Below are 23,056 nucleotides of genomic sequence, written 5' to 3' on the forward strand. Positions count from 1 at the left end.
CCTCCCAATTATCAAAATCTATGAATACGGTTTCATTATAATCGGCTTAATATAATTTGTTAAATATTACAGTATTTTGTAATCATATCACTTTATACTTACTATTAATAAGAAATTTATTATACGTAATTAATTGTATTTGTAAAATATAATATCAACCTAAACAATCACCTTATTGCTGAAAATGTTAAATTACATCGGCAAAATACAAATAATAGTTGACTTCAGTGCAACAAAAAGGCCTGTCATTTTTACATGACAGGCCTTTTACTTTATTCAGGCACTTTGATCATGGCTCCATAATTGATCGAAGCCACGGCATTATTAATTGATGTCTGCATCTGTTTAAGTTGTTCTTGATGAAACTTTTGCTGTTGAAACATTTGTTTACTTTGGTTAGCAATCATCGTCGCCATTTGGGCTTCCTGGGCGACCGCATGACGCTGCATTCGATTGGAAAAGCGCTTAATTTCTTTATTAACTGCTTTAATCCTGCGCGCTGGTTCTGGATCATCGTTTGCTGATTATTCAACATTGCAGTTTGATTTAAGGTCTGACTATGGAATTCTGCCATTTGCTTATTTTTATAATCCTCTTCGGAAAGCAAACGCGCGCAATCTTTCCAGTCAGATGCTTGCCCGGTTTGTAAATAATATAGTGCCCGATTAACTGATTGATTATCCTGATACATCTTGGGAAGAAGTTGGTAATTAGAAAAGTCAAGTGCCATAAATTCTTGCAAATAATTTTGAATTTGTTCATTGACCTCTTCAATCAGTACTTTGACTTCAGGCCTTGTTAAAAACTGATTAAAGTTTTCAAGATAGAGTTCTTTAGCCTTGGCCATGACCATTTCGTTTAATTGAGTTTCGTAATAATCACAATTCTCTCGTAACTTTTTAACCGTTTCACTGTCAACGTTACTCCGAAAAGATTTAACACCCTCCCATACAACGTAACAACAAGCAAAAAAAATTAATGTGCGGAACGAGAAAATCCCGACATAACTAATCGTTGCAAATGCCCAAAGACCGATCAAACCAGCAATAATTATTGCCCAGAAGGCCGTACCCGGATTTTGAAACTTATGAGAATTTTCTTCTACTAGTCGTTTCTTCGCCGGCTTTACAAAATTGTCGACTTTCTCGCCAAATATCTGTTGTAATTTGGCCTGGGCGTTTTCTACAAGAACATTACTTTCTAAAACTGTATATAGATATGCATACCGATTAAAATCAGTATCTAATTTTTGAAGTATTTTAGTTAACCGATCCCGGTCCATATCAAAGACTTCCGCCTTGTCTATTTCCTCCTGTCAGATGTGGATAAATCACATAAAAAGGTCTGCGGTAAGCAGACCTTGATTCTTTATTAAACTAAAACTTTTTATAAGTTAAACCGCTTCAGTCTAACCTGTCAAGCCCGTTTACAACTTCATCAGTACGGACCATTGAAGTAGCCCTAGCTATAATACTCTCACTAATTGGCCTTTAATTATTTATCTTCAATGTAAGAATTAAATATCATCCAACTTCCGATCAGCTCCTCCAGTGTGTTTAATCCTTCGTCGCCATCGAAAAGTGCATCCCAACTCAACTAACCAAAGGGCCATCGCACAACTAAGAGTTAGCATCATGGTTAGCAATGTTCCCCACACAATTGGAACAACTTGTTCACCCTGTAAGCCCTCAAATAATAGCTGACCAAGGCCACCAGCATTAATAGTCGCAGCGATTGTCGCCATTGCCATCGTTGATGCTAAAGCTATTTGCAATCCACTAAAAATCGCAGGTAAAGCCAGTGGTAATTGAATTTTCCAAAAGACTTGCCGATTTGTCATTCCCATCCCAATCGCAACTTCTACCAGTTGCGGATCGACACCCTGAATGCCGGTAATAAAGGACCGTAATAAAACGTATTCAGCATAAAGAGTTAATACAATAATGGCAGTCCGCATTCCTAAACCTGATAACGGTAGTAACAAAGCAAAAAAGGCAAAACTTGGAATCGAGTATAACAAGGAAAAGAAATAGGTTAAACCATTCAGCCAACGTTGGTGACGCAGAAATAGTAAAATAATGAACACTGCAATTATGAGGGCTAAACCCAGCGATGAAAGGACCATGATTAGGTGTTGTTGCATCTCTTCTATCATAGTTGGCGCATTAGCACTCCAATACTCACCCATTCTGTCGCCCCCAAAGTTGCTGATTTTGCCGCACGGTCCCCAGCAGTTTTTTGACAAAGTCAGTTGCCGGATGGTGAACAACTTCATCGGGGCTGGCAAACTGTTCAATCCGTCCTTGACGCATGATCATTACCCGTTGGCCTAAAAACAAAGCTTCATTAATATCATGAGTAACAAACATGAATGTTTTGTCCGTCAAAGATTCATGAATTCGCTTAATTTCCCTTTGAAGTTCTTCACGAGTTAAAGCATCTAAAGCACCAAACGGCTCATCAAATAACACATATGCTGGATTGGCCGCCAATGCCCGTGCGACTCCAACTCGTTGCTGCTGTCCACCCGAAAGTTGAGCAGGATAACGTTGAGCATACTTATCCGGATCCAACTGCACTAACCTTAATAATTCGTCAACGCGTTGGTTAATCTTATCCGGCTGCCATTGGAGTAACTTCGGTGTAACTGCAATATTTTGCGCCACTGTCATGTGAGGAAACAAACCAATTTGCTGAACTACATATCCCATGTGACGACGTAATTTTACTAAATCCAGCTGCTCGATATTTTGCCCATTAATGAAGATTTCACCAGCAGTTGGTTTCCATAGGCCATTAATCATTTTGAGCGTCGTCGTTTTTCCTGAACCAGACGTTCCCAAAATTGTAATAAACTCCCCCTTTTGGATTTGAAAACTTAAATCAGGAAGGACCAGATTAGTACCAAAACGTTTTTTTACATGGCTAAATTGAATGGTTACTTCTGTCATATCGTTGCACCTTCCTAATTAAAAAATCGAAGCCTAACATGGCTATTAAAGAAAGACTAGCCACACTTAAAGCGCCAATGACGACGTAGGTCATGTTATATAAACCGAGGCCTGTAAAAATTAACGTCCCGAGTCCTCCAGCACCAATATAGGTGGCTAGAGTTGCACTGGCAATAATTTCTACAAGAGCCAACTTAATACCGTTTAAAATATAGGGAAGTGCAAACGGAATTTCAATTTGCCGCCGTAATTGTCGTTGATCCATTCCTAAAGCCCTTCCTACTTCTTCGTAAAGCGATCCTACTTCATTAAATCCTAAAATAGTGTTAATTAATAATGGCGGTAGCGCCAAAGCCACCAGCGCAATTAGCGCGGGAATAAATCCAGTTCCAATGAAAGGAATCAATAAAAATAATAAAGCTAAACTTGGAATGATCCGTAAAACCTGCGTAAAAGCTACACAAAAATGGGCCACCAGTTTGCTTCGCGAGCCAAGGTAGCCAAGCGGTAAAGCAATCACTAACGAAATGACTAGGGCAACGCTCGTTAAACTTAGGTGTTGACCAACATATTGCCAGTATTGCCCACTATTTGATTGAAAATATTGAATGATCTGGTCTAACAAATAATCACTCCTGACTTGAAAAGCGAAGAGACTGAGTTAATTCCCAGCCTCCACTATTTCTTATTTCATATTGTCATTATACCAATTCTTGGCAACGGTCTTATAATTTTGCCCATCAACATTTACCTTTTTATTTAAAGCAGTTAATTGGCTGGTTGTCAGCTTGGCATCAACCTTGTTCAGCGTCTTTTCCATCTTCGGATGACTCTTCGCAGCCTTTTGGTTCACTACTGGCACTAGGTTATATGGTGGCCAAATGTCCTTATTATCCTTGATCAAGGTAAAATTACTTGTTGCCAATTGTCCATCAGTAGTTGAAACGGGAGCTGCTTGGGCCTTGCCTTCTTCCATAATCTTATAGAGTAGGTTAACATCATAATCTTTAATTGACTTAAAATTAAACTTTCCGTAGACCTTATTCATTTCTGGTAAAGCATCCGCTCGTTTTTCAAACTCGCCTTGCGAAGCAAAGCGAATTTTGTGAGCTTTCGTTTGTAATTGACTAAGATTAGTAATGTGATACTTTTTAGCAACCTTCGTCGGCATCGCAATTCCTTGGCGGTTGTCACCTGGAGCGTATTTAAAAATCGTTAAGCCGTCTTTTTTAATTCCTTGGCGGGCAATGATAGCCATTTGACTAGCGCTCTTGCCAGTCCCTTTCTTCTTTAAGTAGGCCTCAACAATGGTTCCAGTGTAATCAGGATACACATCAACCTGGCCCTTTTGCGCTGCTTTAAAAATAACATTATTAGCAATATTCGGCTTACGCGTTACCTTATACCCCGCCTGTTCAAGGGCCAAAGCATAAATCTCGCTAACGGTTTTACTTTCCGAAACGTTTTTTGAACCGACAATAATTGGTTTGGTGCTAGCGGCAGTCGCTCCAGCTGGCATCATAACTCCTAACAAGATGGTTACTACGCTCAGAAGTACCACCCAATTAAATTTTTTGATTTTCATTGGCTTCTCCTTTTTGTAACTTTATTAGTTTCAATTAACAATTTCAAACTACCATTTAATTATTGATGTGTCAAATTAAACTGTTGACCATTTGTAACTTTTGCTGTTACAATAATTAGTAAAGGAATGATAAGATGAAAATTTCAACAAGATTTAGCGATAGTATCCACATTCTAGCGTTTATTGACATTTACCGCGGGATTATCCCACTAACGAGTAAAAACATCGCTAGTAGTATTGAAACTTCTCCTGTCGTTGTTCGGCGCTTGATGAGTGCCCTTAATAAGGCGAGGTTAATTAATACGGTTCACGGAGCCGCCGATCCTGAATTAGCCAAGTCACCTCAGGAGATTTCATTATATGATGTTTTTCTAGCAATCGAAGGGGATGCCCCGCTCTTTACGATTGATGAGCAGACTAATCCGCAATGTATCGTTGGGGGGAATATTCAAGCGACCTTAAACGAATACTACCAGCAAGCTGAAACGGCCGCTAAGGCGAAACTCGCCGCAACCTCTCTACAAGATATCATTGACACCATTCGCGTGAAACAAGCACGCAAAGACGCATTAAAACGAAAGAAGGAGTAATGATGAAGTATATTATTACTGGTGCGACTGGTCATCTCGGTCAACACGTTGTTCAAGAATTAAGTAAATTAATTGCTCCCCCAAATATCCGGGTCGGTGTCCATAATCCCGCTAAAGCCAAGCAATTTATGGCGGCTGGTTATGAGACTGCTCCAATTGACTACAATGATGTTGACTCAATGATTAAAGCATTTCAAGGAATCGACGTGGTAATCTATATTCCAAGCATTACCTACCAAGTTAAGGACCGGATAGATGAATTTGAAAATTCATTAGCCGCAATTAAGCAAGCAGGTGTCCACAATATCGTCGACGTCAGCTTCATTGCTGATCAACCCAATAATCCCTTCCAAATGGCTGGCTACTACGCTTACTTACCAGCACGGCTGGCCAGTTCAGACTTAAACTACGCGGTTGTCAAAAATTCACTCTATGCGGATCCACTCATTCCTTATCTGCCAGAATTAATTGAGCGCCACAATGTCATTTACCCCGTGGGCGATCAGGCAATGAGCTTTATCTCACGTCAAGATAGTGCCGAAGCAATCGCCAACGTGGCCATTAAACCTTATCTCCGCGATCAGGGACAAAATTACTTACTGACGATGGCCCAAAATTACTCGATGATCGAACTTAGCTACATTATGACGAGGGTAACTGGTAAACAAATTGGTTATTCACCAGTCAGTGTTGACCGTTTCGCTGAGATTTATCAAGCAGAAGGTGACGGTCAAGAACTAGCGTCAATGTACCAAGCTGCTGCGATGGGCCTGATGGATACCGTCACAAATGACTTCGCCCATATCACAGGTCACCAACCACAGGATATGGCAACTTTTCTCGCTAAAAATTATTGATGATCAAGCTCCGGCAATACTACAACCTTGCCGGGCTTTTTTTGTTGTTCCAAATAACGATGAGCTTCCACAATTTGTGACAACGGAAAAACCTTAACTGGACTAACATCAATCTGCTTTTCTTCAATGAGCTTAAATAGCTGGTTAAGGTACTTACTATATAATTGATAGCTCGCAAAGGAAGTCATATAGCAATCATTAGGAATTGCGGTGACTGGGTCAAAATTATCAAGAGTCCAGACCCCACCCATATCGCCGGTGACACTAACAATCCCGCCAGTAGTGAGGTGCTGTAATGAGTCAACTGCTGACGCCGCCCCAACCAAGTCAAAGATCCGGTCAAAGTGCTGATCAGTTGCCAGTTTATTATGATGGTCACAGACAAATCCATCAAAGCCTAACGCTAATACTTCTTGTCGATTTTCCTCATGCCGTGAAGTCCCAAAGACTAGCAAGTTTGGTTGCATGGCCTTAACTAATTTTAATGCTGCAATGCCGACGCCACTAGTGCCACCCCGAACTAAAAGAGTTTTTGCATGGGCTAGTTTTAACTGGAGCATCCCCCGATAGGCGGTATTATACGTTTCCGGCACGGCCGCTAAGTCCGCCCAATCAAGCTTTGTCTCAACTGGTTCGATTTGCTTATTAGGTAGCAACACGTATTCAGCATACGAGCCGTCAAAGTCGCGCCCCATTTCACCATTCATTGAAATAACTTTCTGTCCAACTGGTAACCGTGCCGGTTCAGTTGACTTAGCGACTACTCCAACGCATTCGATCCCCAAAATACGGGGGAATTTAACTGATGGTGATTTTCCTTGACGGGTAAAGACCTCTGAATGAGTGATTCCAAAGCCCATCACCTTAACTAATGACCATCCTGACTTAACATCCGGCGTTGGTACATCGGTATACTTTAGTGATTCTGCCTCCCCTGGCTGATAAATAACTGCTGCCTTCATAGCTAATCCCTCCTGAATAAAAAAGCTATGGTAATCCCTTGCCATAGCCCAAAATATCATCCAATTACTTTTATTGTGGTGATGAAAACATTCCGAATTGGTGACCACCATTATCTTCGAGACGTACAAAGGTTAGACCAGTCTTATCCGTTACTGGTCCCCAAATTACCTTGCCACCAGCCTCTTCTGCCTTCTTGATCATTGCTGGAACATCATTAACTAAGATATAAAAGGTTGAATATTCAGGAATTTTGCCGTCAGTGCCAAGCACTCCACCGGTGGGATATTTTTGACCTGGTTCAAGAATATTATGGTACTCATTTTCCATATCATTATAGTCAAGGAACTTCCAACCAAAGAGCTTACCGTAAAATTCTTGCGTTTCTTTTGGCTGATCGGAACCAATTTCAAACCAACCGACATTATTTAATTGCATCATAATAATTCTCCCTTCCTTTTGCCATAGTACGTTATTAATGATATTATTTTGAATAATCCCCGTACATAACTTAAAAAAGGTTTTCCATACCAAAAGCCTTATAAAAAAAAGGAATGTGACGACATGATGAAAATTGATGCAATTGATAATCAAATTCTCCATATTTTAAGTGAAAACAGCCGCATCAAGCTTAAAGAACTGGCTGATTTGATTCATCTTTCAGCGCCAGCTACCAAGCAACGAATCCTAAATCTGCAAGATAGTGGGGTAATCGCTCGCTATACAATTGATATTAATCATTTTAAATTAGGGTATACACTCCATGTTTTCCTTCACTTTGCACTAAAAACCCCCGATCGAACTTCATTTATTAAAATTATGGAAAAATGGCAAGGACACTTCATTCAGCAGTGTCAAAGTATGGGTGACACTTGTTTTATTGTTGAAGGACGTTTTCGCTCCCAAGATGAGCTTTGGCATTTTCTTGAAGATATTACTCCAGTTGCTAGTTATAAAGTCTTTAATATCTTAAAGGGAAGCAATCAGAATGTTGACTTCACTGCTTGGTATCAAGAAAATTCCCGTAATGCCTGAGTTCCCACTTTAAAAACGAAAAAATCTTGGGTATGACGGCCTAACTATCCGGCCAAAACAAATCATTTAAGGTTTTATCCAGTGCTTGGCATATCTTAATACAGAGATCCACTGATGGATTATAATTGCCCTTTTCAATCGCAGAAATTGTCTGGCGAGAAACGCCCACTTGATTAGCTAACTCTTGCTGAGACCAATCCTTGCCTGCGCGGGCCGCCTTCATCTTTAAATTCTTCATAGTAATTAATCTCGCTTGTGTTGGTCACGATAATAACAATAAACCATTAAACCACCAACTGACATGAAGTAAATGGCCAGTATCAACAAGCCAAAGTCTGGGTCCCACGATTGTAAATTAAGCGACGTCGTTGCTAAATCAGTAATGGATTGAATTCCATACAGAACCCCTAACAAGAGGAAGACCCAACTCAACCGTTTAATTTTTTTCTGATTCATGGCGAAATATGCTGAATTCCACAAAGCATAAACACTAAAGACCCATAAACCGATAAACATCGACGTTAGCAATAACAATGGTGGTGATAACGGAATTTTTCTGGTTACTAATAAAAGTAACGCATCTGCCAACATCATTGCCCAAAAGCCGTATTTAAATCCTTGACCGCGAATTAATTCTTGACGTTCATCAAAATGGCCCTTTTTGCCAAATTTGAGTAACAGAAACATGAATACCAAAAAGGCCACAATAAAAATCATTAAAAAGTCATCCATTTTGAGTCATCTCCTTCTGATTGCTTATATCATAATATCTTTTTTACTTTTTGTAAAGTTTATTTTACATTTTTCTATAATCATTAGAACTAGCTTCTTATCATTAATCCTGGTCACCGCTTGTTTTTAGTGTCCTTTAACCTAATTGTTAAATCGCTAGCAAGGATTTTTAACGATTTAAAATAAAAAAGAGCGCTTATAAGGCGTTCTTTCTAATAGATTTATGATATAGTTTGAAAAGGTATTTTATCAGCTAGTTCATTAATTTCAGGCGGAGGTCACTTTTGTTCTATCAAATCATTTTTGTAATCTTATTATGTGGTGAAATTATTTTGACAACTCGTTCTGACGTCCGCTTATACTATCATTTATTTTACAAGCATGATTACCTAGAATGGTCTGCAGAAAAAGGTAACGATAGCCAAGATTTACGATCATTAATGGGCGCTCAACGATTTAGATTAATCTATACAATTGCCTTTGGATTTGTTATTTTCTGCATCATCTTAGTGCGCTTCGCTTTATTTTGGTTGTCAAAATCATTTGAATTACCAATGTTAACTCACGTCGCCGCCACTTCACTACTATTGACAATTCTGGGAAATTTCATGATCCTTTTTATCTACCCCATCCCCGGAGTAACAAATGTTAAATTAGAAACCCCAAAAATTATATTAGACGTTATAGTTACCGTTGCTAACTATTGTTGTCTACTATATATGGCCATTCAGATGATAAAGTGGTATTTTTAAAAACATCCGCACTAATTAAAAAGACAGAAGAGCATCACTCTTCTGTCTTTATTCTTAATTCAAGGAGTAAATGGACGAGGCAAACATAAACAATCCCTCTTAAATGCAGGCAAACTAGGTCCACACGACTTATCCACGCTTCTTGTTAACACCGACTAAGCCAAGCATCCCTAACAGACTTGCCACACCAAAGCCCATTAAAGCTGACTAGAGGTGCTGTTTTGTAGTAGCTGAGGTATTGGTACGACACCATTCGGCTCTAAAACGTGTTAAAGTTTTGTGCAGAAACTTTGTTCAAATAGCGTCATGACTGAGTTTCAGCGCACCCATATTTCTCCATCATTAAGTCTCAGAACACTGTTCTAGATTAGATTCCAAAATAAAAAAGGAGTGCTGTTAGGCACCCCAACCATCGGTACTTTATTGCAGACCACGGTGACCAAACCGTTTGTGCTTAGGTACTTCATCTTTATCGTATTTACATTATATCATAAACGAGTATTATGGTAAAATAATTGCTGTGCTTCAAGCGGGTTTGACCGACCCAATTGCACAGGAAGGAGGTAACTCCTACTGATGAAGGTATTCTTCATCTTTATCGTAATAGTGCCTAACAAGCACTTAAAAAGGTCAATTAAAAAGGCTATTAAGCGTTTGATTGATTTCCTGTTGAAATAATGTTCATTCAGGTTTGACACCGGCGGGAGATGGTTATTTCAGCGGCAATTTCGATCGTCGCTGTTTTATTTTATACCTATTTCTCATTATCAGTGCAAATTGAAGATTATCGGTGCAAAATCTGCCAATTTTGCACCGATAACTCATTTATTGCACCGCAAAGTAGTTTAATTTTATTATCACATGGACAAGTAATGATCCATTAAACTACTATAACCAGTGTTAAACGTCTTCACATAGTACCGCATATAGAGACTGCCAACGAATTACCCAAACGATTGCAAGCCTAACTGTCATCGCCCAGCCTAGCTAGCCTTGTTCCGCAAGTGGTTCTTAGCGTGTAGCAACTCAATGGTAGATTACCATTATTAACCCCCATTCGACGGCAAATTTCTTTTAACATGTCATTCATCGAACGTTGAGTAACCGAGTAACCTAGCCTGGCCAACCGATAATCAGATAAGTTAAGAAACAACTTACCTGTTTAACATTAAACGATTTAGGAATGGTGACGACCGTTGCTTTTCTTGAATCCTTGCTTTAACAGTATCCATCTTGCCACCGCCTTTGATAGTTTGTAATTCATATCATATGTAATTATTAAAGTAACTACTTTTGTAAATTAATGGCGATATGGCTAGCTCATAATCATGAATATCAGCGACAAGTCTCAATCAAAATGTTAAAGCATCTCCCAAGAACAACGCAAAAATATAGGCGTCTGTAGTTCCTAGTTTGGCTTTACATACTAATGATTGTTCCGATTAAACCAGCGATCGCTCAAGGCTTCAAAGATTTGGTAATTTAAGCCATTACCCAATCCAAAAGTATGATCAGCATATGGAATGGCAACGATTTTAGCCTTTAATTTCAGATTCTTTATTTTATTTAAGAAAGGCTTATTACCTTCGGGAACTACAAGATGATCACTGCCACCGTAGACCATTAAAATTGGCGGCGTGTTTTTATTAATGACTTGTGCGGAATTATTGGTTGCATAACGGTGTGGATATTGTGATGGTGAGCCATTCCAATGAGTTAATGCCATGTCCCGCAACATTGGTCTAAGTGTCGGATCTGTGTGGTTCCATAAGTATTGTGGATTAACTGCCGGAATCATTGCACTGATTGCTTTGACGTGTGGAATAGCAGTTTTATATTTGCTAGCAAATGTACCATCATTGGCTTTGGTTGCTACATTGATTGCTAAATTACCACCGGCAGATTGACCAGTAATAAATAATTGTTTTGGATTACCACCATATTGTTTAGCGTGTTTATTAATCCAAATTAGCGATTTAGCAATAAATGTTTCTTGTTGATTCCAAAGATGTTGGTTCTTTGTGGATAATGGGTACTCAATACTAATTGTTGTGTATCCATGATCACTTAAATATTTACAATACGGAGCATCCTCATAGCGGTTTCCAGAAATCCAGCCACCGCCATGAATATTAAGGACCACCGGGTGAAGCTTATTATTATCTTTGGGTTGCCAAATAGATAAACCATAATTCCTACCGTTAAATTTGCCATAGGAATTAATTTTCACATTTTCTTTAGGCGTCGACATATCTATTTTTGCAGTTTGAAGAATGTTGATTGGAAGATCGTCCTTTTTCACTAAGTATGCCTGCCGACCAACAATTATACCAGAACTACAAACGCTAACGATCGCCATTACCACCACTACCATTCGCGGTTTTGACCGCTTAGTAAACCATCCTAGAAGATCAATAATCAGAATGACTATGGCAATAACCAAAACGGCTACGCTAATCCCAGAAGTAATAAAAGTAACAATCGAAAGAATTGGAATCCGGGTTAATGAAAAAACACCATTAATTGTTAAGAGCAGAGTGACAACTGCCAGAATCACCGTTAATATTTTGGAGGTGATAATTCTATGCGCTAAATTTGTATTATCTTTTTTCAAAACATTCGCTCCTCAATAGAATTTTCAGAAATTATAGCATTATGCTATAATTTCAGACAATATTCTGGATGCTAAGAGAAACAAATGCTTAAAATTATGTCTTTAAGGGGACTCGAAATGGTTAAAAAAGTAAAAGCAACGTTATTCTTAAAATTATGTTTAGCAGATGCTTATGTTGAACTCTTAAAGAAAAAGTATGCTGACCAAATTACAATTAATCAAATTACTAATAAAGCATCAGTTAGTCGCTCAACTTATTATCGACACTTTACTAGCAAAGATGACCTTTTGAAATTTAAATTACTGACAATCATTGGTAGAAAAAGAGCTGATCTTTCAGCTAATTTGAGTAATGTCGAGTTGATTCGATATTTTTTTAATCTGATGGCTGATAATCATGAGTTATTAAAAATTTTGGTAAAGAATAATAAATTCCAAATCCTAGTCGATATAATCCTACCACCCTTAGCCAACTTAAGCATCAAAGAACAATACCAACGCCAAAAATATGGCTATGCTTTTATCGGAATGTTAAAATTATGGATTATTTGCGATTTCAAAGAAGATGCTGATAAATTAGCAGATCTATATTTATCTACGTGGCAAAGCTAGTTAACTTTTAGGACTAAATTAAAAATAAAGCCGCCATAATGTTCCAACGAGGTTCTAAATGTACTACCATCCTTTTTAATTAGCATACTCATTAAATCTAGCTTATTAATAAGCGCGTCTTCAAATTAATTTTTAGCACCACGTTGATACAAAGTGCCATAAAGATGCATATAATTACTTTTGTTTAAATTTAATCCTAGTTGCTCTCTTAGTCTTCACAAAAATTATATTCTTAACCAACTTCTCCTATAAGTAGTCAGCTACTAGATTTATGTCCTTAAAGCACCTAGATAATCTGATCGCTTCGCCAGATCTCGGTTTTCAATATTGGTTATCTTTCATAGACATAACTCCTTACTAAATAAAAAAGCGAGCTGATATTCAGCTCACTTTTTTATTGGTTTCGTTTCCGTGCTGGGTAACGCACGAGGCCTAACAAAACATTTACCAACCTCCACCCGTGTTAAGAAACGTGTTAAAGTAGCACCATTTAAACAACGAAAAAAGCCTGTAGCACCAACGATCATCGCTGGTATTACAGGCTTTTGTGTTCTTTGTAGTGCTCACTAAAGTCGCTGTTTTAGAGTAGTTCAACCCTTGGTATAAAAGGATTTCATCCTAAACGTGTTAAGGTTTTGTGTTAAAAGCATGGTCAGAAACTTTGTTCAAATAGCGTCATTATGGGATTCCTACAGAATAACTACCCCATAAGCAACTATACTCAGCTATCTAAATTGGTCGCTATCTGACCTACTCTCTGACAGCTATATCCAGCTATCTAACTTGCTTGCTATTCTGCTTACTCTCTAGTAGCTATATCCAGCTATCTAACTTGCTTGCTATTCTGCTTACTCTCTAGTAGCTATATCCAGCTATCTAATTTACTTACTATTCAGTTTACTCTCTAATAGCTATATCCAGCTATCTAATTTACTTACTATTCAGTTTACTCTCTAATAGCTATATCCAGCTATCTAACTTGCCTACTATTCTGCTTACTCTCTAGTAGCTATATTCAGCTATCTAACCTGCTTACTATTCTGCTTACTCTAGTAGCTATATCCAGCTATCTGACTTGCTTGCTATTTGGCTTACTCTCTAGCAGCTATATCCAGCCATCTAATTCATTAACTGTTAAACATTATTTCTGTGTTTTCAATGTATAGTAAGTATTGGGTGAAGTTGGCGAATCCGCATGTCTTTCTAAAAGCTCTAGTTTTGTCAGATCACTTAATGCTTTCCGAGCGGTTGATGGATGTAACTTAGAATTAGAACTAATAAATTCTTTAGGTCGTAGTTCTTTATGTTCATAAGCATAAATCAAAGCTGCTCTTTCAGGATAAGTTAGCTTAGTAAAATCATAGTTAGTAATTTTGCTTATTTCTTCTTTCAACAAAAGAAGAGCTGATAAACAGCCCTTCTTCTATATTGGTTTCGTTTCCGTGCTGAATCACGCGCGGGGTCTAATGTAGATTACCTCTATCAATACTAAATTAGTTCAGGTTCTAGCAACCCAAGTGTCTATTCACTTCAAAAATCTCAGTTAAACAGTGCCAATTCACTGACCTATTCGGTAATTTAATTATACTATACTGAAAAATAGATTTGGAATTCTTCTATTTGTCTTTTAGAAAATCCAATATCTCCTTATCTTCAAGTAAACTTTGTTCCAAAACCTCTAAAAAATTATCATGGTAGTCTTTAACTTCTTTTGTCATTTTAGATTACCTCTGTTATTTTAAAAATTTATCGGTGCAAAATTAGCCGATTTTGCACCGATAAATTATTTATTGCACTGATTTAATCGTTCACAACATATCGACTTGCACGGCCCTTACCCAATAATCTGATTTTATCTTGTTTTCGCAAAACAGCTAGTGCATGCTTGATGGTGCTTTCACCATACTGGGGAATCAAATCCATTAATTCACGTCTTGATAGCGGCTTCAAACTATTATTAAGTTTGCTCAATACTAACGTTTCTGGGCTTCTTTCAGTATCATTAGTAAAATCAATCCGCGAGTTTAATTCACGATATGCCTGCAAAACAATACTTAAAAAGTAATCAACATATGGGCCATAATCATTTTTATTATCAATCCATGCCGTTCCTGAACTTTCTAATAATGTCCGGTAATATTGTGCCTTAGTTTTTTCAATTAACCGTTCCAGACTAATATATTTACCAACTTCAAAGCCTAACTGATGTAGTTCAAGCAACATAAGAAGCCGAGACATCCTACCATTGCCATCTCTAAAGGGGTGAATTGAAACAAAGTCCAACATAAATGCTGCGGCCAAGATTAATGGCGGAAAAGTGTTATCTTCAATCGCATTATTGTACGCATCACATAGATTCTGAATCAGTTCAGGAGTTATATAAGCCGGTGGTGGAGTAAAACGCGTTTCTTTGTGTCCATCAGCAAAGGTAGTCACGATGGAGTTATCAATATTCTTGAATTCACCACCCCAAGTGCTTTCAGTAAAATCAAATAATTGCTTATGTAGAGCTAAAATATTATTAGGAGTAATTTTAATATACTCATAGTTCTCATGAATAGTTGCTAAAACATCACGGTAACCAGAAATTTCTTCCTCACTCCGGTTTTCTGGAGCGGTCTTTTGACTCATTAATTTTTTAAGCCGGGCATCACTAGTTGCAATTCCTTCAATTCGGTTTGATGAATCTGTACTTTCGATTTTAGCAACCGCCAATAGCTTATCCATAATATCCTTAGACTTTAAAGATACATGGGCTGTTTTACCCTTTAGCTCATAGATTTGATTGAGCTTTTCGACCATCTTAGTAGTTAACTGTAGATCATTTAATGTTTGGTAATCAAAAACTTTCAATTATTTCATCTCCCTTCATTAGCATTTCTCTTTAGTATTTTATACCAATTATCAGCGCAATTTAAAGATTATCGGTGCAAAATCAGCTAATTTTGCACCGATAACTCATTTATTGCACCGAAATTCCACTATGACCAAAAAAGAATGCTAATCAGTCATTCCTACTATTGATATGATTCCAGTAACCAGCTAAAAACATATGTACATCGTCATTTTGAATTCGATAGTCCTACTTTATCTTTTTCCCACTTAAACTATAGTTGATACCTCCTAGGAGACAATCATTCTACTTATTATAGTACCAACCTAGCTTTTTTCCGTACTTCATCAAACACATCCATTGGCAGCATTTCAACAAACTGCCATTTACGGTGGTTAAAGTCAAATGATTTAATCTGTTCAACATACACAGTTCCATCAATTTGAGTTCGTCCATCTAATTGGACATGAAGTGGGTAATCTTCTCCATTAAAAGCCCCATGTGAAATCGGCACTACCCAAGCAAATGGTGAAGTCTGGGCTAACATATTATTGCTAACCACTACTGCTGGTCGACGCTTTTGAATTTCTGCGCCAACTGAAGGGTCAAAATCAATATAGATGATACTACCACTTTGTAGATAATCTACCATAATTCTTCTCCTTCAGGTTTTGTATTTTGCCAATCTTTTAAGTCATCTGGCATTTGGTATTTACCATGCCAATCCTTAAATAACTCTTCAATGGTTGACGGTACCTTTTTAGCTGGCGTTAAAATTAGAGTACCGCCTTTCCCCTTAGCAAAACGATATTCTGTTCCTGGTTTAACATTAAATGATTTGGGAATGGTTACAACCGTTGCGTTCCCTTGGATTCTTGCTTTAACAGTATCCATCTTGCCACCGCCTTTATTAGTTTGTAACCATTATTATACCATATGTAATCATTAAAGTAATTACTTTTAGCAATTGTTAAAATAACTAAAAAGAGCGCTGATTAGGCGCTCCAGCTACCGGTACGATTTCAGTAACGAACTGAAACCATTTTGCATGCCGGTGTTATTCATTTGATAGTTACATTATACAATGTTCTCTTTTATGATTCATTCCAATAAAAAAGGAGTGCGTTTAGGCACCCCCAACCATCGGTACTTTATTACAGACCACGGCGACCAAACCGTTTGTGTTTAAGTACTTCACCTTATTCGTAAATCAATTATCCATTGTTTGAATTTAACTGTTTTAACCAATATTCATAACAATCAACATACCATTGTATATACGAACGGTGATTTTCTTTATAGAATTGTTTATTCTTTTTCATAGCATAACCAATCATTGCTGCATTATTGTCAATTGGCATTGGTTGGCGAGCAATCTTATTATTTATTAACTTAATCTTTGATGGATTAACTAACCGATAATCATGAGTGTCCGCAACTATATATCCCTTATCATATCCATTTACGCGGGCATTAAATTTAATGAGGTCGCCTTCTTTCAGTTCCCCTAATTTAAGAAAGCTTTTAGTATAGTTGAACCACAAATGGTCAGTTACTAATTCATCATTCTCAACTAGTTTAACATTCGCTAACATCAACGTTGCCCGAAAAGTTCTAAAGCTATTCTTATATCCGAGTCGTACAAATTCACCAATAAATTCATGGCGTTTTTGACTGCCTAATTCTTTTAATTTTTCTCGCATTTCTTTCATCCTTTTCCATTCTTCACATCATTATCAGTGCAATTTAAAGATTATCGGTGCAAAATTAGCTAATTTTGCACCGATAAATTGTTTATTGCACTGAAAAATATCTATTCATTACTTACATCGACAGATAACGATCCATCAATCCACTATAACCAGTATTAAAGGTCTTCACATAATACCGCATATAGACAGCTAACGAGTTGCCTAACCGATTGCAGGCATAACTGTAATCGCCCAGTCTTGCTAACCTGGTTCCACATGTGGTTCTTAGGGTATAGCAACTCAATGGCAGTTCCCCATTATTAACCCCAATTCTTCGGCAAAGTTCTTTTAACATGTCATTCATTGAACGTTGGGTGACTGGATAGCCTAGTCTGGCTAACCGGTAGTCAGTCAGATTAAGGAATAATAAGTCACTAGTAGTTTGCAGACCTTTTTCTTTTATAAACTCTTCCTGTTTTTTCTTAAAAACTTGCAACTGATCATAAAGCTGCTGAGTTATTGGTGGAGTGAGACGACTTTCACCTTTGCGGCGGGCTTTAAGGTGACCGTTTAGCCCCTTAGTCAATTCAGAATAAGAATCGTTAATTCGAAATACCCAGTGACCTTCATCTTGGGTGAGATTAGCCAGCTTCAATGCTTGAATCTCCTGTGGTCGCATCCCGGTTTCCGCTTCGACCCACAATGCCATCCTAACTACCCATCTTTGGATTGGGATCTGAGTTAAATCGTCTTGAATGGCTTGCCGAAAGGCCTGAAACTCTTGATCCGTCATTGCATATTTCTCTTTAGTAATTGATTGCTTATCCCGTCTGAAGAAGTAGTCAATTGGTCGCTTAGGCACTGGTGATTTGACAATTACGTCACCCTCCAAAGTTAGAAAATATGTTCTCAATTGCTGCAATAATTTACTAGCCGTTGAATGAGTAGTAATACTGGCATGGTGTTCTCTAGCATAGGTAGTGATGAACTCTCTAATGGTATCTTCATCACAGTTCCTGACCTTCACTCCACCTAGATAACAATGCACCATTTTTTCAGTGTACCGCCAGGTCTTAATTGAAGCTGGACTCCAGCGTTCCATTTTAATCTGCTTTTCAATCCATTCCGACAAGGCTTGTGGAAGGTACTTGCTTCCTGTATTGAAGTCATGCCCAGTCTTGATTTGATCAATGAGATCCGCTTCAATTTTCCTAGCTTTCGACTTCGTTTCCGCATAGTGAACGGGTGCCGAAACCAGCTTGCCATGCACACTTGTCTGTGGCCGAATCCAATACTGCCCGCAATGTTTACTGTTCTTATTAGTTACTAGTCTAATCGTCAAACATCATCACTCCTAGAACCCATTAATAAAAATATTAACGTGCTTTCCAAGTTGTGACTTGCCTGAATCCCGCAGTTTTGAGCCAACTTACTACCTCATCAACTACAAAGTAGCGTCTGGATTTTGGATCCAACTGATGGTATGGCATACCCAGCCGGATTAAAGTGTAGATGTAACCATTGCTGCAACCAATAATGTCCGCTAATGTTTTAAGGTTTACGATTTCGTCTTTAACCATGATACTTTTCCTTCCTTAACCGCCTAATTTCATTTCTTAACTTTTCAATTTCATTAACAACCTTCACATATGTTACTCTTGGAAAATAAATTCCCACTAGCTGACACTGATCGTCATAAACATTCACTGATGCTTTTATTGTGCCGCTATACTCATCCAGCGCGTTAAATTTTAGTGGAAATTTAGCCTTTTTAACGTTCACTGTCTTCTCTTCTAACTCATTGATTAACATTAGTCTTTTCCACCCTTCTTATTTTTCAATTCGACAATGCTTTTTTTCATGCTACGCGCTAATTTTTTATAAGTTTCAATCGGGAAATAGACTCCCTCAACCTCATCATTTTCATCCCATACAAGTGCAAACGGATTATCGTTGCTTTGTTGATTCATGACCAGGTTAATGTCATCAAACCATGCTGTAAATTCCTTATTAGTAAACGATGCTGCATTATATTCTCTATCCATTTTCATTTTTATTCTTCCTTTCAGATTCAAATAGAAATTCTATGTTAAAATTAACGTAATTAAGTATTTTTTAGTTACTGAATTTAAATGGCTTAAATACTTCATTGGCGTGAGGGTATTTATCCTTTAAATTTCCGTAACCGTGATGCCATGTTTTTAATGACTTGATTTCACCAGTATCGAGATCCACACTATTTACTTGATCTGGCAGAATATTAAGTTCATTGAGCATGGCTTTCATTTTTTCTTGGGTTAATTGATCGTTAGCTGAACAAATCACTTTCTGGAAGTTTCTTCCATTAAAATGTTTCCGCTTCAGTACAAGTCCCAACAATTCTAGCTGATCCGTAAATGACCGATAAGACACCCCTGGTTGCTTAGCTTCATCCTTATATACATTAAAAAGTTTATTAGCCTGCATTCCAATGAGGTCATACGGTGACATGATTCCCTGATTTTCAAAGAATAACTCCAATGAATCATTGAGTACCGATAACTTAGATGCTGCTGAATACTTGTGGTCAAAGATTTCTGACCGTTCTTTGTCAGTCATTTTCATTAAATTAGCAGCTTCCCGCATGATGATATAGAACAATGCTTGCCATACTTTCGGATTATTAATAAAATCAGCAACCTTAATAACATTACCGTTCTCATCTTTAATCGGATCTTCTTTGAGCGTTTTCGGCGAATCAATCACGAACATTCTAGATGCGGTTCCTTCCTGCGTAACCTGCGGTATAGAATTAGTCGCGATTACGATTAGTGAAGGTAATGTTACTGGATGATCCCGCTCATATTTTGCAGAAGCATTTTGTTCTACCCCAGAAATAACTCCATTAATTACTGTTCCCGCATTAGCAGTAATAATATTGTTCCGACTGGAAGACTGGAAATCGTCAAACCATAACATTAACATGCCGCTTTTAGTATCGTTAAGAGCAATATAATGCCCATCAGTAAAAGCTTTGTTAACGTTTTGCGTATTAGAAATAATGTTAGAACCAGCCTGGTCAGGATCATTAAAAATTTTCTCTAATAAGTTCGCTAATGTACTCTTCCCAGCGCCACTCTTACCTCTTAGTACGATGAAGGTCCTCAATTCCTTCATAATATCGGTATGTTGAAGCGGAATTAGGCCAAGCATCGCTTTTAGCTGGCGCTCTTGTTTAGGTGCCAAGTGCTTAAGAAAATTATTGACCTGATGGTACGCTGTGCTGCTGACAATACCCGGACTATAGCTCACATTCACACGATGTCCAACTACATGACCATAATGTGTATCGATTCGGATCTTGCCATTACTATCTAACCAGATGGTCTGTGTATCGGAATTAAAGCCACTTTCTAAAGTGTCTTGATACTTATCGTCTTGCAGCAGTGCTAAAATATTATTTTTCACTAAATCAAAGTGTTGCTTCTGCTTCCTACTCATGTACTTCTTCAGTAAATGATTAACCACCGAAGCCTTAGAACTGTATACATTATGACTATCCTTCACCATCAGTTGACCATTAATCACAATAGTATTCGGATCGTTATATACCATATCGGCCATATCCAGTTGAGACAGTCCCTGCCTTTTTCTTAGCTTGATTAAATACTTAACCGCTTGGTTGGGGTTCTCATCACCTTGAATTGCCCATGCCTGTGCGGTCATTGTAAGCAGATTGTATTGGTAAGCCAGATTAACATTACTTTGTTGTATCTTCTTAACCTCATACTCCAACCACTGTTCAATAGTTTGGTCATTACCAATAGGATCAATAACTGACGGAATATAGTTATTTATGATTTGTACCCGGCTATGATTAAGATACTCATCAATATCGTTAATTTCATCAACTTTGATGGTTTGACCCAGTAAATTAACTCGGTTTTTCAAATTATCTTCAGTAGCAAAAATCTGGTTCTGCAGTATCCGCTTAGTGAACTGATATGCCCAATCATCAGAGTCATTATCATCACCTAAGGAAACATTGTAGAAATGCTTTCTCGGTACCTTGTATTCAACATCATTAACCCCAGCTTGCTGAAGAATTTCATCCAGGTCCTTGAACTGCTCCTGCTCATCAAGCGCCCCTAAACCCTCAATATCTGATTCGAACATGTAACGATAAAGCACTTTAATCACCTCTCCTTCTTTTGCTTGTACTAACTTTAAAGTATCTTGATCAATCTCATTCGGCTTAAGTGTCCTCAAGCTGTGTCTTGTTTTCTGTTCATACAACGAATTAACATCAAACTCATGATTTCTGCACTTATACTCTTGTGGTGAATTGATCAGTATATATTCTTGCGGAGTCTTAACAATTCCGTACTTCCACTTCTTAGACGAGAAGGTTAAATGAGGAATCTGTTCCTGATAATATTTTTCGAACTTAGCAAACTCCTGATTAAACTTCTTACCAATCCGCATAATAAAACCATCATTAAGACAAGCTAAAATATTATCCAGTCCCCAGTAGCACAAGGCATCAAACATAAAATTCATGGAACTGAATACTGGGAGTAGCCGATTAACGTATCTCCCTCTGCCACTATCATTAGTAGAACAGGCTTGGTTAAGCCGGAACTTGATGTCCGCTCTCTCCTGTACTAGCTGGGAATTAGCCTGATAACCATCAATCTTTTCAATAGATTTCTTCTTATTATATAGAGCTTGATATTGACCATTTAATATACCAAGATCATAAGCAAAAGTAGGAAGCATTGAATGAACATCAATCTGTACCACATCATTTGCAACTACTTTATTAGCAGCATAGATACCATTCTTCGTAAACTTAAACGTTGATTTAGCATTATTTTGGAATGGGCCTTCGGCTACTAATTCACTAAATACTTGTTCCGGAAGGAGTTTTATCGCTTCACTCTTACCAGACTCGTCCTCACAACGTCTACTAAACTCTTTGTTTAGCTGAAGTGATTCTGCTTCAAGCAAGTAAGATGGAGTACTCGGAAAAGTCATAATTCCGCTGTCATCTATGATCATATTACTTCTCCCTTTCTAACTGAGAATATTATTGCTGTAGTGACACCATTAGGGCGGTGGTCGATTCTTATTTACGCATTTCATGGCCTAATCTTCTTGTTCACTGTTCTTATTTTCTGAATGATGTTTAGCTGCCCAATCAGCCAATTTTTTCAAAAATCGCAAATCAATTCCTCGCAGCGTAGGTTCTTCCGTTATAACTCTTCTAATATTTAGTTCCTCTTCGAATGACAATGGAAACTTGATGTCACAAGCTGCATCGTTGAAGTTCCTTCGATAACCAGAAAACTCTGGATATGCTCTTTCTAAGTCAGATACCCATGAATATTCACCAATCATTACAACATTCTTAGTACTCGTGTAATTCCACTCATCAATTTCCTCAAAGTCAGCTTTATTATCATCATTGAGTCGTGCTACCGGTGTTATAGTGTCATTGCCATCGTCACGAATTCCGCATTCAATGACAATCTCTTCCTCATGATCCTTGTCCGCCAGTAGCCTATCGATATATACGCACATATAGTGTCTAGGCTGTTGCACATCAAACGGCGTATCTTCTGTGTTTTTCTCTTCTTGATTCTGTGGTGCTTCATTCTCAATTAGTTCTTCGTTATCCATATTAATAACTTCCTCTCAATTTCATCATTAGCTTTTATTATTTTTATATAATTTTTATGCTGAAATGGGCCCATCTCTTATCCGTATAATCACAATATCAGCTCCTGAATATCATTAATTTATAATTAATAATTATTTATATATTCATAATACAAAATTTAATAATCAACGCACGAAAAGAAT

Annotated in this window: 25 protein-coding genes; 4 read left to right on the top strand and 21 right to left on the bottom strand. The window is 37.7% G+C overall.

Translation table 11 applies throughout. The features are described from left to right. Window positions 1-272: 272 nt before the first annotated feature. The 6 genes from Q0C76_RS02870 to Q0C76_RS02895 all read right to left on the bottom strand — a co-directional run bounded on the left by Q0C76_RS02870 (window position 273) and on the right by Q0C76_RS02895 (window position 4,536). The gene (locus Q0C76_RS02870) at window positions 273-416 is read right to left on the bottom strand and encodes a hypothetical protein (RefSeq protein ID WP_295729470.1); all 144 of its coding nucleotides are present in this window, start codon (window positions 414-416) and stop codon (window positions 273-275) included. After that, window positions 404-1,282 carry a hypothetical protein gene (locus Q0C76_RS02875; RefSeq protein ID WP_295729471.1) on the bottom strand — a complete coding sequence of 293 codons (879 nt, stop codon included), beginning with the start codon at window positions 1,280-1,282 and terminating at the stop codon, window positions 404-406. Before Q0C76_RS02875 ends, Q0C76_RS02870 begins: the two co-directional genes overlap by 13 nt. A gap of 234 nt (window positions 1,283-1,516) precedes the next feature. Beyond that, a complete protein-coding gene (locus Q0C76_RS02880) occupies window positions 1,517-2,188 on the bottom strand; it encodes an ABC transporter permease (RefSeq protein ID WP_295729472.1) in 672 nt (223 codons plus the stop codon). Continuing rightward, entirely contained in the window at window positions 2,181-2,951 is a 771-nt protein-coding gene (locus Q0C76_RS02885; protein ID WP_295729474.1) for an ABC transporter ATP-binding protein, read from the bottom strand. Before Q0C76_RS02885 ends, Q0C76_RS02880 begins: the two co-directional genes overlap by 8 nt. Then, window positions 2,926-3,576 (bottom strand): ABC transporter permease, encoded by a 651-nt coding sequence (locus Q0C76_RS02890; protein WP_295729475.1) that lies wholly within the window; start codon window positions 3,574-3,576, stop codon window positions 2,926-2,928. The genes Q0C76_RS02885 and Q0C76_RS02890 overlap by 26 nt, the downstream gene beginning before the upstream one ends. Window positions 3,577-3,636: 60 nt before the next feature. Further along, window positions 3,637-4,536 carry a glycine betaine ABC transporter substrate-binding protein gene (locus Q0C76_RS02895; protein ID WP_295729477.1) on the bottom strand — a complete coding sequence of 300 codons (900 nt, stop codon included), beginning with the start codon at window positions 4,534-4,536 and terminating at the stop codon, window positions 3,637-3,639. A gap of 134 nt (window positions 4,537-4,670) precedes the next feature. Between Q0C76_RS02895 and Q0C76_RS02900 the strand changes: the two genes are divergently transcribed. Next, entirely contained in the window at window positions 4,671-5,126 is a 456-nt protein-coding gene (locus Q0C76_RS02900; RefSeq protein WP_295729479.1) for an Rrf2 family transcriptional regulator, read from the top strand. A gap of 2 nt (window positions 5,127-5,128) precedes the next feature. Next, window positions 5,129-5,983: an SDR family oxidoreductase gene (locus Q0C76_RS02905; protein WP_295729562.1), complete on the top strand. Its 855-nt coding sequence runs from the start codon at window positions 5,129-5,131 to the stop codon at window positions 5,981-5,983. Here the strand turns inward: Q0C76_RS02905 and Q0C76_RS02910 are convergent. Continuing rightward, window positions 5,977-6,945, bottom strand: a complete 969-nt coding sequence (locus Q0C76_RS02910; protein WP_295729481.1) for a zinc-binding dehydrogenase — start codon at window positions 6,943-6,945, stop codon at window positions 5,977-5,979. The two genes, Q0C76_RS02905 and Q0C76_RS02910, sit on opposite strands and share 7 nt — an antisense overlap. A gap of 70 nt (window positions 6,946-7,015) precedes the next feature. After that, window positions 7,016-7,384 (bottom strand): VOC family protein, encoded by a 369-nt coding sequence (locus Q0C76_RS02915; RefSeq protein ID WP_295729484.1) that lies wholly within the window; start codon window positions 7,382-7,384, stop codon window positions 7,016-7,018. A gap of 123 nt (window positions 7,385-7,507) precedes the next feature. Between Q0C76_RS02915 and Q0C76_RS02920 the strand changes: the two genes are divergently transcribed. Next, a complete protein-coding gene (locus tag Q0C76_RS02920; RefSeq protein WP_295729486.1) occupies window positions 7,508-7,978 on the top strand; it encodes an Lrp/AsnC family transcriptional regulator in 471 nt (156 codons plus the stop codon). 40 nt (window positions 7,979-8,018) lie between these two features. Here Q0C76_RS02920 and Q0C76_RS02925 read toward each other — a convergent pair whose 3' ends face one another. The 3 genes from Q0C76_RS02925 to Q0C76_RS02935 all read right to left on the bottom strand — a co-directional run bounded on the left by Q0C76_RS02925 (window position 8,019) and on the right by Q0C76_RS02935 (window position 12,076). Next, a complete protein-coding gene (locus Q0C76_RS02925; RefSeq protein WP_295729488.1) occupies window positions 8,019-8,216 on the bottom strand; it encodes a helix-turn-helix transcriptional regulator in 198 nt (65 codons plus the stop codon). Between the two features lie 5 nt (window positions 8,217-8,221). Further along, window positions 8,222-8,710, bottom strand: a complete 489-nt coding sequence (locus tag Q0C76_RS02930; protein ID WP_295729491.1) for a hypothetical protein — start codon at window positions 8,708-8,710, stop codon at window positions 8,222-8,224. Between the two features lie 2,178 nt (window positions 8,711-10,888). Continuing rightward, a complete protein-coding gene (locus tag Q0C76_RS02935) occupies window positions 10,889-12,076 on the bottom strand; it encodes an alpha/beta hydrolase (protein ID WP_295729494.1) in 1,188 nt (395 codons plus the stop codon). A 117-nt stretch (window positions 12,077-12,193) separates the two neighbouring features. Here Q0C76_RS02935 and Q0C76_RS02940 point away from each other — a divergent pair, with 117 nt between their 5' ends. Continuing rightward, window positions 12,194-12,688, top strand: a complete 495-nt coding sequence (locus Q0C76_RS02940; protein ID WP_295729496.1) for a TetR/AcrR family transcriptional regulator — start codon at window positions 12,194-12,196, stop codon at window positions 12,686-12,688. Window positions 12,689-14,488: 1,800 nt separating this feature from the next. Here the strand turns inward: Q0C76_RS02940 and Q0C76_RS02945 are convergent. The 10 genes from Q0C76_RS02945 to Q0C76_RS02990 form a co-directional block, all read right to left on the bottom strand. Beyond that, window positions 14,489-15,541 (bottom strand): Fic family protein, encoded by a 1,053-nt coding sequence (locus tag Q0C76_RS02945; protein ID WP_295729498.1) that lies wholly within the window; start codon window positions 15,539-15,541, stop codon window positions 14,489-14,491. Window positions 15,542-15,834: 293 nt separating this feature from the next. Then, window positions 15,835-16,173 (bottom strand): type II toxin-antitoxin system PemK/MazF family toxin, encoded by a 339-nt coding sequence (locus Q0C76_RS02950; RefSeq protein ID WP_295729500.1) that lies wholly within the window; start codon window positions 16,171-16,173, stop codon window positions 15,835-15,837. Beyond that, window positions 16,167-16,415 (bottom strand): type II toxin-antitoxin system PemI/MazE family antitoxin, encoded by a 249-nt coding sequence (locus tag Q0C76_RS02955; RefSeq protein ID WP_295729503.1) that lies wholly within the window; start codon window positions 16,413-16,415, stop codon window positions 16,167-16,169. The genes Q0C76_RS02950 and Q0C76_RS02955 overlap by 7 nt, the downstream gene beginning before the upstream one ends. Window positions 16,416-16,735: 320 nt before the next feature. Further along, window positions 16,736-17,224 carry a hypothetical protein gene (locus tag Q0C76_RS02960; RefSeq protein ID WP_295729506.1) on the bottom strand — a complete coding sequence of 163 codons (489 nt, stop codon included), beginning with the start codon at window positions 17,222-17,224 and terminating at the stop codon, window positions 16,736-16,738. Between the two features lie 121 nt (window positions 17,225-17,345). After that, window positions 17,346-18,554, bottom strand: coding sequence for a site-specific integrase (locus tag Q0C76_RS02965; protein WP_295729508.1), 1,209 nt, complete (start codon window positions 18,552-18,554; stop codon window positions 17,346-17,348). A 34-nt stretch (window positions 18,555-18,588) separates the two neighbouring features. Beyond that, window positions 18,589-18,792, bottom strand: coding sequence for a hypothetical protein (locus tag Q0C76_RS02970; RefSeq protein WP_295729509.1), 204 nt, complete (start codon window positions 18,790-18,792; stop codon window positions 18,589-18,591). Continuing rightward, window positions 18,785-19,024: a hypothetical protein gene (locus tag Q0C76_RS02975; RefSeq protein ID WP_295729511.1), complete on the bottom strand. Its 240-nt coding sequence runs from the start codon at window positions 19,022-19,024 to the stop codon at window positions 18,785-18,787. The genes Q0C76_RS02970 and Q0C76_RS02975 overlap by 8 nt, the downstream gene beginning before the upstream one ends. Then, window positions 19,024-19,263, bottom strand: a complete 240-nt coding sequence (locus Q0C76_RS02980; protein WP_295729514.1) for a hypothetical protein — start codon at window positions 19,261-19,263, stop codon at window positions 19,024-19,026. The genes Q0C76_RS02975 and Q0C76_RS02980 overlap by 1 nt, the downstream gene beginning before the upstream one ends. Window positions 19,264-19,327: 64 nt before the next feature. Further along, window positions 19,328-22,252: a hypothetical protein gene (locus Q0C76_RS02985; RefSeq protein WP_295729517.1), complete on the bottom strand. Its 2,925-nt coding sequence runs from the start codon at window positions 22,250-22,252 to the stop codon at window positions 19,328-19,330. An 87-nt stretch (window positions 22,253-22,339) separates the two neighbouring features. Then, window positions 22,340-22,873 (bottom strand): hypothetical protein, encoded by a 534-nt coding sequence (locus Q0C76_RS02990; protein ID WP_295729519.1) that lies wholly within the window; start codon window positions 22,871-22,873, stop codon window positions 22,340-22,342. Window positions 22,874-23,056 lie beyond the last annotated feature (183 nt).

The sequence above is a fragment of the uncultured Limosilactobacillus sp. genome, from assembly GCF_934202705.1.
In the GTDB taxonomy this organism is placed as follows: Bacteria; Bacillota; Bacilli; order Lactobacillales; family Lactobacillaceae; genus Limosilactobacillus.